The 10,612-nt window shown below is 43.0% G+C and carries 15 protein-coding genes and 1 tRNA gene; 7 read left to right on the forward strand and 9 right to left on the reverse strand.

What is annotated here, in order from left to right:
• Nucleotides 1-198 precede the first annotated feature (198 nt).
• Nucleotides 199-272: transfer RNA gene (locus F3741_12350), tRNA-Arg, on the forward strand.
• Nucleotides 273-310: 38 nt separating this feature from the next.
• Here F3741_12350 and F3741_12355 read toward each other — a convergent pair.
• Nucleotides 311-676, reverse strand: coding sequence for a prepilin-type N-terminal cleavage/methylation domain-containing protein (locus tag F3741_12355; GenBank protein ID MZG31568.1), 366 nt, complete (start codon nucleotides 674-676; stop codon nucleotides 311-313).
• 164 nt (nucleotides 677-840) lie between these two features.
• Here F3741_12355 and F3741_12360 point away from each other — a divergent pair, with 164 nt between their 5' ends.
• The 4 genes from F3741_12360 to F3741_12375 all read left to right on the forward strand — a co-directional run bounded on the left by F3741_12360 (nucleotide 841) and on the right by F3741_12375 (nucleotide 3,096).
• Entirely contained in the window at nucleotides 841-1,674 is an 834-nt protein-coding gene (locus F3741_12360; protein ID MZG31569.1) for a pentapeptide repeat-containing protein, read from the forward strand.
• Nucleotides 1,675-1,725: 51 nt separating this feature from the next.
• On the forward strand, nucleotides 1,726-1,968 hold the full coding sequence (hspQ, locus tag F3741_12365; GenBank protein ID MZG31570.1) for a heat shock protein HspQ: 243 nt from the start codon (nucleotides 1,726-1,728) through the stop codon (nucleotides 1,966-1,968).
• Nucleotides 1,969-1,980: 12 nt separating this feature from the next.
• On the forward strand, nucleotides 1,981-2,499 hold the full coding sequence (locus tag F3741_12370) for a hypothetical protein (protein ID MZG31571.1): 519 nt from the start codon (nucleotides 1,981-1,983) through the stop codon (nucleotides 2,497-2,499).
• Between the two features lie 69 nt (nucleotides 2,500-2,568).
• Nucleotides 2,569-3,096, forward strand: a complete 528-nt coding sequence (locus tag F3741_12375; protein ID MZG31572.1) for a tetratricopeptide repeat protein — start codon at nucleotides 2,569-2,571, stop codon at nucleotides 3,094-3,096.
• A gap of 24 nt (nucleotides 3,097-3,120) precedes the next feature.
• On the opposite strand, the gene F3741_12380 is transcribed toward F3741_12375, so the two are convergent.
• Entirely contained in the window at nucleotides 3,121-3,351 is a 231-nt protein-coding gene (locus F3741_12380; protein MZG31573.1) for a hypothetical protein, read from the reverse strand.
• Between the two features lie 131 nt (nucleotides 3,352-3,482).
• Here F3741_12380 and F3741_12385 point away from each other — a divergent pair, with 131 nt between their 5' ends.
• Nucleotides 3,483-3,962 (forward strand): hypothetical protein, encoded by a 480-nt coding sequence (locus tag F3741_12385; protein MZG31574.1) that lies wholly within the window; start codon nucleotides 3,483-3,485, stop codon nucleotides 3,960-3,962.
• A gap of 6 nt (nucleotides 3,963-3,968) precedes the next feature.
• Here F3741_12385 and F3741_12390 read toward each other — a convergent pair whose 3' ends face one another.
• A complete protein-coding gene (locus F3741_12390; GenBank protein ID MZG31575.1) occupies nucleotides 3,969-4,697 on the reverse strand; it encodes a pentapeptide repeat-containing protein in 729 nt (242 codons plus the stop codon).
• Complete coding sequence (locus F3741_12395; GenBank protein ID MZG31576.1) at nucleotides 4,690-5,232, reverse strand: hypothetical protein; 543 nt, start codon at nucleotides 5,230-5,232, stop codon at nucleotides 4,690-4,692. Before F3741_12395 ends, F3741_12390 begins: the two co-directional genes overlap by 8 nt.
• A 218-nt stretch (nucleotides 5,233-5,450) precedes the next feature.
• Between F3741_12395 and F3741_12400 the strand changes: the two genes are divergently transcribed.
• Nucleotides 5,451-6,404, forward strand: a complete 954-nt coding sequence (locus F3741_12400; GenBank protein ID MZG31577.1) for a ketopantoate reductase family protein — start codon at nucleotides 5,451-5,453, stop codon at nucleotides 6,402-6,404.
• A 26-nt stretch (nucleotides 6,405-6,430) separates the two neighbouring features.
• Here the strand turns inward: F3741_12400 and mltG are convergent, their stop codons facing one another.
• The 5 genes from mltG to F3741_12425 all read right to left on the reverse strand — a co-directional run.
• Entirely contained in the window at nucleotides 6,431-7,456 is a 1,026-nt protein-coding gene (gene mltG, locus F3741_12405) for an endolytic transglycosylase MltG (protein MZG31578.1), read from the reverse strand.
• A gap of 18 nt (nucleotides 7,457-7,474) precedes the next feature.
• A complete protein-coding gene (gene hisC / locus F3741_12410; protein MZG31579.1) occupies nucleotides 7,475-8,539 on the reverse strand; it encodes a histidinol-phosphate transaminase in 1,065 nt (354 codons plus the stop codon).
• 2 nt (nucleotides 8,540-8,541) lie between these two features.
• Entirely contained in the window at nucleotides 8,542-9,165 is a 624-nt protein-coding gene (locus F3741_12415; protein ID MZG31580.1) for a guanylate kinase, read from the reverse strand.
• Between the two features lie 51 nt (nucleotides 9,166-9,216).
• On the reverse strand, nucleotides 9,217-10,098 hold the full coding sequence (locus F3741_12420; protein MZG31581.1) for a YicC family protein: 882 nt from the start codon (nucleotides 10,096-10,098) through the stop codon (nucleotides 9,217-9,219).
• Between the two features lie 5 nt (nucleotides 10,099-10,103).
• Nucleotides 10,104-10,612 (reverse strand): sulfurtransferase TusA family protein (locus tag F3741_12425; protein ID MZG31582.1); only part of this gene is annotated, 509 nt, incomplete at its 5' end.

A 10,612-nucleotide genomic window follows, 5' to 3' on the forward strand; every position in this document is an offset into this window, starting at 1 on the left:
GTAACTTGGCGGTATTCACACTACTACAAGGGAAAACGCAACTTTCTCAAAATTCTTGAGTATGTTGAGAGATTGGTAAAGTATAGTTCTCTTGACGAGAAGCAGAAAATGAGTAAAGTAGCCTAAGTTCAGAATTAATTGACACAAATTTTACACAGGTTGAAAGAAGGGTTTAGGTAAATCATTGTAAATAAAGATGCCCCCGTAGCTCAGCTGGATAGAGCAACGGATTCCTAATCCGTAGGTCAGGCGTTCGAATCGCCTCGGGGGCATTCTTTAGGATTTCATACGGTTCCGTCGAGAATCGGAATCAGGAGACAGCTCCTGCTGAATTTATGGTCAGTGTGTTTGTGCTTGCGCTGTGGTTGGCTGTTGCGCTGAAAGTTGATTCTGTTCCCGACCCTGAAATGGTTATATTTGAGGAAGACACGAAACCATATGATGGACCAGAGACGGCACTGACATCACAAACACTGGTTGAGCTGTTATTGCCCCAGTATATTTTGCAGGCACGGTAAAGATGTTGAAGGCTGGTTTGTGCATCCAAATCGTAGGCGCGTTCCTTAAGTTGTATATATTGTGAGCCACTAACAACAGCAAGAATTCCTACAATAGCTATAACGATCAATAACTCTATCAAGGTAAAACCGGTTTGATTGTTAATTGAACCGTTCATGATAGCCTCGAATAGATTGGCGCATCCAGTGTAACCCAGTTTTGTCAATAATCTCAGATAATTAAAGGAACTATTTGACTTTAGCTTCCGGTATGAATAGATTGAAAGTCTTTATTAAGGCGTCAAAGCAACTGGGTTTCCATTAAATATTTAGTTCATAGTCAATGTGGGATAGAGAGAAAATTAAAAATTCGAATAAGAATCTTGAAGGCGCAAACCTGAAGAGTATGGATTTGTCCAATATGGATTTGAAAAATGCCAATCTCATTTCTGCCGATTTAGTCATGGCAGACCTTGAGGGCACAGATTTTACCGGGGCAAACCTTTTTTCTGTCAAAGCCATGCGTGCCAATTTAAAAAATACAAATTTGTCTGGAGCGACCTTGCAAAAATCCAACCTCACCCGGGCAAATATGGAAGGATGCAACCTTAACTCTGCTGATTTAATGGGAGCCAATCTTTCGCAGACTGTAATGGTTGGTTGTGACCTCATACGTGCCAGCCTGGTGGAGGCCAACCTTCTTGGAGTTGATCTATCAGGAGCAGACTTGACCGAAGCCAAACTTTCAGGACGTTATCAGAGGGAAGGTTATTTCAGTCGCGGTGCCAATATTGGAAAGGGAAAAATGGCCGGGACTAAAATGATTCGGGCCGATTTGGTTGCTGCGGAGTTGAATGGGACAGATTGCAGGGAAGCCGATTTTTCTGAAGCAAATTTAAGTGAGGCCAGCTTAAAACAGGCTTGTCTGGTTTCTACTAGTTTTGTAAACTCCAAACTGGGCGATGCGGATTTTCGTGGTGCAGATCTGACGGACTCTGATTTTGAGGGAGCAGAGCTTATTGAGACCAAATTTCAGGGAGTGGACCTTAGCAGAGTTAAAAATATTTCACCCCAGGAATTGGAACTTTCGATCATTGATAGTAATACCCAGATGCCGGATTATATTGAAGTGATCTGGACTTCTGAAGATACTTATAAATGTAAACAGAAAGTATGAAAGGTTTATAAGTTTAAAAATTTGGATTGATAGGGATAAGCAAGAATCGTTATGGAAAAGGCTAAAGCAAAATTTTGTATTGGACAATTGATATATCATAAACTTTTTGACTACCGTGGAATCATTTTGGGGGTGGATCTGGAATTCAAGCAAACGGATGAGTGGTATGAGGAGATGGCCCGGAGCAGGCCGCCAAAAGACAAGCCCTGGTACCATGTGTTGGTCCACCAGCGAGGCAGTCAAACTTACGTTGCGGAACAAAATCTGGCGCCAGATCCTGCAAGCAGTAATTAACGGAGACTGAATATGATGATCAATACGGTAAAAGAATTTAAAGTCTGGCGTGCCTATTTCTGCTGTTCTCCCAAAGGAAAGATGGCCATAGAGGGGATAAAACGATTGCGGCAGGGAGACAATGAGTTCCCTTATGGAAATCTGGAAAGCTGTATGTTGTCTGCCTGTTTCCTGGCATCAAAATATATTCCTGAAAAGGACAAAATGGATTCGCGTAGAAGAATAGGGGGCCTTCAGTTTCCTGTTTCCGCAATTAATGGAACTTCTAAACGTGAACCAAGGTATGTGGGGCGAAATAGTTTGATACTGCATCTTTCGACTTTTATCAGGTTTTATACTTCGGATGAATCTACATTCGATTGGGTTGGAAAAAAGATTCCTGAATTTGGTCAAAGCCACCCTGAAATCGTAGCCAATTTTGTCAATGCTGTTTATAACGGCGACAATATTTCCACAGTAGGGGTTGAAAGATTCGCTCGCAAGTCTCAGAAAGATGGTATACGCCTTGCCCATTGGAAACTCCAGGATTAGCTTGTTTTTCCTTTCGTGGAGGTTCAAACTCTCCCTTTTCAAAATCTAAAGAAATATTGCTCTCTTGCCATGACTACCGACCGGGTTTATAAAGGCATCCGCTACATTGGTATCGTTTTGATTTTTTCTTCACTGTGGTGGGCTTTTTATAAAGGGACTGGTAAGGAAACGCACCCTGGTGGTCCTTCTTTCAGTCGTGCTGTAGCACTGTATACGGATGGAAATTACGAAGAAGCATTACAACACTATGAAACCAGTATTCGCGAACATCCTGATTTTATCCACGCTAAAAGGGGAAGGGCCAGGACGCTCATGCAGTTAGGGCGTGACAGAGAAGCCCTGGACGCATTTAATGAAGTACTGGAAAAGGACCCGGGTTCTGCCGTATCGTTTGCTAACCGGGGAATTCTGCAGGACCGTATGGGACTTTACCCGCAGGCAATCTCCGATTATGAACGTGCCATAAAAATGGATCCGCGACTTGGAGAAGGGCTGGATTGGTTCACACGTTTTTTACAGGACCGTGAAAAAAAGCCCCAGACTTTGACTGACAGGTTGAATGCTTTGCGAAATATTGTTGCGAATCGTGGTGGCTGACTCGGTAAGCAATGTAAATATCGGCTAGATCCAATCATCCAGATCAAACTGCTCCCTGCATTCAATGCTTCTCATATCCATAAACAGGTCGGCCTGATCAAAGTTTAAATTGAAGTCTTTAATGGTTTCACATTTGAGTCCGGCATTTTTAATTTTTTCCTCATATTCACTTTTTTCTTTAATACTTCCAAACTCTAAAACCACAGAAAATCCCGTCGCGGCGTTAAATCTTATAAGTTTTCTATCATTGTGCATATTTTGTCCATGAAAAAATTACAGGTGTCGGTTAAAATTATATAGTTCCTATCATACGCTCTGTAGCCAGGGTATGTGAGAAGTTTTAAAATAAAAATTTGATCACCTCTGAATGGCAGGAGATATTTAGAGTGACACTCTATCATGCTTTTTCTTTAATTGACTCATCGAGACTATTGTTTGGACAAAACCCTGAGAATTTTGTGAGGGTGGATTGGGTCTGCTATTTTCGTGATGAACCATTAGCCCCATATGAGAAGTTGATAGACGGCTATAAAAACTTGCCGCAGACCGGCAAGGACATGCTATGGATTCAACGCCGAGCCAACTATCTTTTATCCCATGATGAGGTTGAAGAACTGCAGCTATATTTGGAAAAGCAATATGCTTTCAACGTGGAAGTTGAGAAAATTAAGCTTCCTCTTAAAGTAGAACACATTCCCCAGTTTAATGAGAAGGATGTAACGGGGACAATTATCTTGCGTGACAGGGACGAACCTTTCCCTCTAAGCGTGGGGATCATTGGTATGGTATCTGGTCACCGTGACCTGGTTAATATTCAAACAGTAGGGGAGCTTCTGGGGGAAATTGACCGGCGAAACCAAATGTAAAGAGTTTTAATTTTTCTTATCCAGGATTTCAAATTTGGTTTCAGAATTCCATTTAACTTTAAGATGGCTGGGCATAAGGGTATTTTTGTCAATCCTGGCAAGCTCAACCTGTTCGCGCGTTAATCCCACTGCATAGCGTAAATTGGCTCCACGTAAATCAGCTTCGTTGAGGATTGCTTCTTTAAAATTTGCCCGGCTCAGGTTTGCTGTCTGCAGACTGGCGGCATTAAAATCAACACCATCAAGCCGGGCACCTGAAAGGTCTGCGCCTTCCAGTTTGGTTTTTCTAAGCACAGCACCCTGCATCTGCATTTGTGCTCCTTTAATGTTTTGCATGTTGGCTTCACTGCAGTCGGCTTTTTTCATCCAGCTTTTAAATAATGCGCACTCTCTCAGGTTGGCTTTGTTTAAATTGGTTTCACTTAAATTGGCACCACGGAGATCGGCACGCCTCATATAGGCGTTTTGCAGATTGGAACCTCCCAGGTTTGATTTATTAAGGTCAGCTCCACTCAGGTTTGCTTCTGAAAGATCAGCCTCAGTCAGGTTGGCTCTGGAAATATTTGCCTCACTGAGAAATATTTTCTTCAAGTTGGCCTGGTGAAGATCAGCGCCTCCCATCTCAGCACCTTTGAGGTCAGCCCCCTCCAGCTCGGCTCCTTTAAGATCTGCGTTTTGGAGGTATTTTTTTGACCCCTCCAGCTTTTCCTTGAGTGATGGTGTGTTTTCAGTCATTCCTTTTTCGCAACTGATAAAAGCGATAGGTTGAGATCACCACCATAACCCCTGCCATGAACAGTGCTATGGAAAAACCGGGAACCATTAAAGCCATTGAAAGAGGAATAGATTCCAAAAACCAGGAAAACAATTTTTGCAGCCCGAACCACGATTCAGGTTGAACCATCCACTGGTGCAGGGCGGTATTCTCAAAAAGAAAGTTGAATACAACAAAAAGCGGGAACTCGGTCCAGGTACCATCCTGTAACCAGAGAAATGCCTGATATGCGAAAAGCCCCAGTCCGGCCATGAAAATTATGGCGCCAATCATTCCGGTTATGCTTATTAATGCGGCAACAATAAAATCCTGAGCTGTGAGCCGAGGGATAACGGCACTGATTTCCTTCCATGCCTCCGACAAACTTTTTAGAGACAAGGTTTTTATTCCTTTTAAAAGTTCATTAAAGAACTGGCGGGCTGTTTCTGCAAAACGGTAAAATTGCTTGAGCCACTCTTCATAATTGAACTGTGTTTGGTGGTTTTCTATATTCATAATATTTTCTCCTTTCGGTAAATCCGAAGAGGTGTTAATTTTCAGCAAGTAGAACTTGTTACCCAGGCAGTTTATCTTTCTTTGGCAAATTTATCAATGATGCTTTAGATATTAAAAAGTATATCTGAATATGATTCATAAAGATTGATAGTTTATCCATAGAGCAGGGTGCAGGTTTTTCTTTAATTTAAATTCTGATACAGATTGGGAAATAAGAAATAGTGAGAGTATTGATTTTTGGGGCAGGTGCAGTAGGACTGGGACTTTCCAGTTTTTTGATTCAGGGCGGACATCAGGTTCATCTTGTGGGCAGTGAAAAAACAGTTCTAGCATTAAGAAAAAATGGCTTAAAAAGGCAAGGGCTATTTGGTCCGGCCAAATTTTCTCCGCAAGAGCTAACGGTTTCATTGACTCTGTCAGAAGGAGACGCTTATGATTTCTGCCTGGTCTGTACCAAGTCATTTGATACGGAAAGCTCGGCCCGGCAATTAAATAAAGAATCGAACCTGCCTCAACAACAAACGCCTATTATTCTTTGCCAAAATGGTTGGGGGAATGCTGAAGTTTTTGCCAACTACTTTCCTGAAAAACAAATTTATAACGCACGGGTTATTACCGGGTTCATCCGCCCGGAGCCTGATGTGGTGGAGGTGACTGTTCATGCACAACCGGTTCATTTGGGTAGCCTTTTTCAAGGCGAAACAGATCAGTTAATGATTTTGGCGGATGCTCTGAATCAGGCTGGTATGCCATGCGCTGTTACCAATGAAATAGGAAAAGATATCTGGGCAAAAATGCTTTATAACTGTCCGCTCAATGCCTTGGGCGCCATATTGCAAGTTCCATATGGTCACCTGGGTGAGAATGAAAACAGTCGGACTCTTATGGAGCAAATCATAGAAGAATCATTTCAGGTTATGAGGAAATTAGGTCATGACAGTCATTGGGAAAACGTCGGGGATTACCTGAAGGTTTTTTATAGCCAACTTTTACCCAGCACCTATGATCATGAATCTTCAATGTTGCAGGATATCCGGGCCGGGAAACAAACAGAGATTGAAGCGCTCAATGGAGTGATCGTAAAGGAGGGCAAAAGATTCGGGATCGATGTTTCTTGTAATGAGATTGTTCGCAGGCAGATTCTATTTTTACAAGATAAGAACCTTGTTTAACTTGCTGTTCTATATGGAGAAAGAATTCATCTTCGGGAACTAATTTTTCTCAACTGGTATTTTTGCACTGCCCGATTGTGCTCTGCCAGTGTGTTGGAAAAATGGTGACTGCCATTTTTCCGGGAAACAAAGTACAGATGGTCTGATTCAATGGGGGATATTGCCGCCACGATTGATTTAATTCCCGGGCTTGCAATAGGCCCTGGGGGAAGACCTTTATACCTGTATGTGTTATATGGGGAATCTATTTTTAAATCACGCTTGCGAATATTTCCGTCAAACTTTTCGATTGCGTAAATAACCGTAGGGTCTGTTTGTAAACGCATATTTTTTCTTAACCGATTGTGAAAGACGGAAGAAATCATTTTGCGCTCTGCATCCAGTCCTGTTTCCTTTTCAATCAGGGAGGCCAGAGTGATAATTTCGTGCCATGAAAGAGGGCTGTCTTTTGCGATTTCGGGCAATTGAGACGTTAATACTTGTTTCCTGAATGTGTCCACCATTTTTGCGACTATTTTTTTCTCAGGTGTGAACTTGCTGAAATGATAAGTTTCTGGAAATAAATATCCTTCCAGGCTGTCAGTGGGTATATCCAATGATTTGATCAGATCTTTGTTCCGGGTCTGACGTATAAAGGTTTCAGCGTCGGCCAAACCTTTTGACTCAAGAAGTGCGGCGATTTCTGTTATCCGGAAACCCTCTGGGATGGTAACAGGATGCGGTACAGTTTTTCCTGAAGTGATCCTGTTGATAATTTCAGCAGGTAGCATGGAAGGTGCCAGGCTGTACTCACCAACCATTACATGCGTTTGCTTGTCTTGAATAAAGGCTATAGCTTTGAAAGCACTTGGGCTGCGAATTAATCCCTGGTTGTATAGGTCGCGAGCTACCTGCTTCAGGGGCATTCCCGGTTTAACTTCAAAAATGACGGGACTCTTGTCATCGCTGGCAGGGCGGGAACCTTGGTAATAAAATACACTGATCACGACCCAGGTCAGTATTAAAAACCCCCAAAAACCAGTGAGAAAAATTCTTTTTATCCAGCGCTGCATAACATTACTTGTTCCGGTTTACAGGGATGTTATTTGTTTCAGGAACAGGTCGTTCTCTTCTTTAGTCCCTACAGTAACTCGCAGACAATCCTTTAATCTGGGATGTGAGTCCAGGTTTCTCAAAAGTGTTCCATTTTCTTTTAATTCGTTAAATAACTTTTTGCCACCTTCAGGAACCTTGAACAAGATGAAGTTTGAATTTGAAGGGTACGCATTGATGAAAGACAATTTTGACAACTCTTTCGTCAACCGGTCACGCTCTTCGATGATCGAATCGATTTGGTTTTGTACGTAGTTGAAATCATTCAGCAGTTCCGTTGCGACCCACTGGGAAAGGGTGTTTGAGTTATAGGGCAGGCGTACCTTGTTGATCTGCTCAGCAAGTATGCCTGGAAAAATTCCAAACCCTATCCGGAGACCCGCTAAACCGATTTTCGACAGACTTCGTAAGATAACCAGGTTATTGTGTTTTTCCATTTGTTTTAAAAAACTTCTCCCGGCAAAGTCGTGATAGGCCTCATCAAGCACTACAATACCCTCAAATTGTTCGATCACCTGTTGAATGGCCTGTTCAGAAAAACAGTTTCCTGTCGGGTTGTTTGGGTAACTGATAAAAACTATACGTGCATTTTGCCTGGAAAGAACTTCCAGGGCAGGTTGGGCCTCGAAATCCCATTTGTCATTGAGTGAAAAACTGGTAGGGGTCAGGCCAAGACATTGCGCTGTTATTCCATACATTGCAAAAGTGGGATCCGGAAAGGCGATAGTGTCTCCTTCAGCGCATAGAACCTGCATCAGGTATTGGATCAATTCGTCGGAACCGTTTCCTATTACAATTTGTTCGGGTTGAGCACCAGTCTTTTTGGCGATGACTTGTTTCAGGTTCCTGCAATCAGGGTCAGGATAGCGATTGAGTTCAAAATCATCCAGCCGTTTAAATATTTTTTGCAAAAGCTCTGATGAAGGAGGGTAGGGGTTTTCATTGGCGTGCAGTTTGGTGCCCTCGTCCAGATTTTCCACCTGATAAGCCTTCAGGGCTTTAACGTTATCACGGATCAGCCCCATAAGATCAACGGACGACATTCTTAATCAACCTCATCTTTTAATAATGCTTGGATATCAGGAGAACCAGGACAGTATTTCGAGACTTTCGTTTTTTCTGCTTTTATAATAGCGAGGAAAGTGTTCACTGTACCTTCAATCTCATTATTGGTGACAACATAATCGTACATTTTATATTTTTTAATTTCTTCTTTTCCGGTTTTAAGCCGCCGTTGAATGCTTTCTTCTGAATCTGTTCCTCTTTTTCTAAGGCGGGCCTCCATTTCCTCCAGGGATGGAGGGAGGATAAGAATAAATACTCCCTTGTAATTCATTTTTCTCAAAGTTTCCACACCTTGTACATCCAGTTCTATCAGGGTGTCATAGCCGTTCTTCAGAGGTTCATCGGCAGACTGTAACGAAGTTCCATAATAAAAGTCATGAACACGAGCCCACTCCAGGAAGTCATTATTCTTGATTTTATTTTCAAACTCCTCTGTGGAGACAAAATTATAATCCTCTCCGTCCTTTTCACCTTTCCTGATGTCACGAGTTGTATGCGACACTGCAACTTTCAAGTCAGGTAATTTTTCGCGCAATATTTTGCAGGTAGTGGTTTTGCCTGTACCAGAAGGGGCTGAAAATATTATGGGAAGTCCTTGGTGCATTGTGGAGATACCTGAAATCTATATATTCGTGTAGTAAAAATTACCAGTCAATCACTCTATGTTCTGCAGCTGTTCTCTGATTTTTTCAAGGGTACTTTTAATTTCGATGACCAGGTTCGCTATCTGAGTATCGCTTGACTTGGAACCCATGGTGTTGACTTCGCGATTGATTTCCTGGGTGATGAACTCCAGCTTTCTCCCAACAGGTTCATTTGACTCAAACAGTTTCCTGAACTGATTGAGGTGGCTTTTGAGCCGTGTAATTTCTTCTGCAATGTCGCACCGGTCGGCCAGGATAGCTGTTTCCTGTGCCAGTCGGCTTTCATCAACTTCTATGCCATCATTAAGCAGTTTGACTTTTTCCTTAAGCCGGGCCTGATACTCCTTGATGACTTCCGGCTGTCGTTCTTCAATTTGTCCGGCAAGCTTGTCGACAGTGTCAATGCGTTCCGCAAGGTCTTGTTGTAAATGCTGACCTTCTTCTTCGCGCATTTTCTGGAGCGAATCCAGCGCTGTCTCGGCCATGTTCAGCAACAGGCTTTCTTTTGCAGGGTCAATGGCAACCGGTTCCACTTTCAGGACATCGCGAATGCCAGCCACTGATTCCAGATGGATATCGCCTTCAAGCCCCAGGGAGTTTTGAATTTCCTTCAATGCATCGAGATATTGGGTGGCAAGTCCAATATTGGGTTTGATCTCCCATTCTCCCGAATTGCCGTTTGAGTTGGACAAAGAAATGGTGACGTTGATAGACCCTCTCGAGCAACGGGACTTAACGAGCTTTTTTAACTGGAGCTCCATGTCCAGAAACGCTTTGGGCAGGCGGGTGTTGATTTCTATAAATCGGTTGTTGACCGACCGGATTTCAGCTTTATACGAATAGTCTCCATCCTGGCACTCGGCCCGGCCAAACCCGGTCATACTGATTATCATTAAGTCTAAGCCTTTTCTACAGTCAATTTAAAATGACCATTTTCTTCGGTCAGGGAAACAACCTTGTGCCCGTCATTTTGAATACTGCGTGGTACATTTTCAGAGGGTTCGCCCGCATCCAGCAGTACTTCCAGCACACTTCCGGATGCCATGGTCTCCAGCTTGATTTTGGTTTTTACATAATTGAACGGACATTTGACTCCGAGAAGGTCAATGCTCTGAGTTCCGCTACCCTTGGCGGCTTTTTCTTTAGGGTCGTCTCCCCCAACACGAATACGTAAAGACTTGTCCGATTGCATCTTGTTCTGAACGTTTTTGCTTTCTTCCACCAGTTCCCCGGCATCGGTCAGCCACCATTGCGCGGTCTCATTGTCAGTCGCTTCAGGCGTCGACTCAAAGCTGTCGATGAGCTTCGCGAACCTGGCCGATACAATTTCCATGTCGATAACCAGTGACTGGAATTTTTTCAGACATTCCCAATCGTCATTGAAGTCCATTCCTTCCGTAACCAGTA

Source organism: Nitrospinota bacterium (genome assembly GCA_009873635.1).
Classification (GTDB): domain Bacteria; phylum Nitrospinota; class Nitrospinia; order Nitrospinales; family VA-1; genus LS-NOB.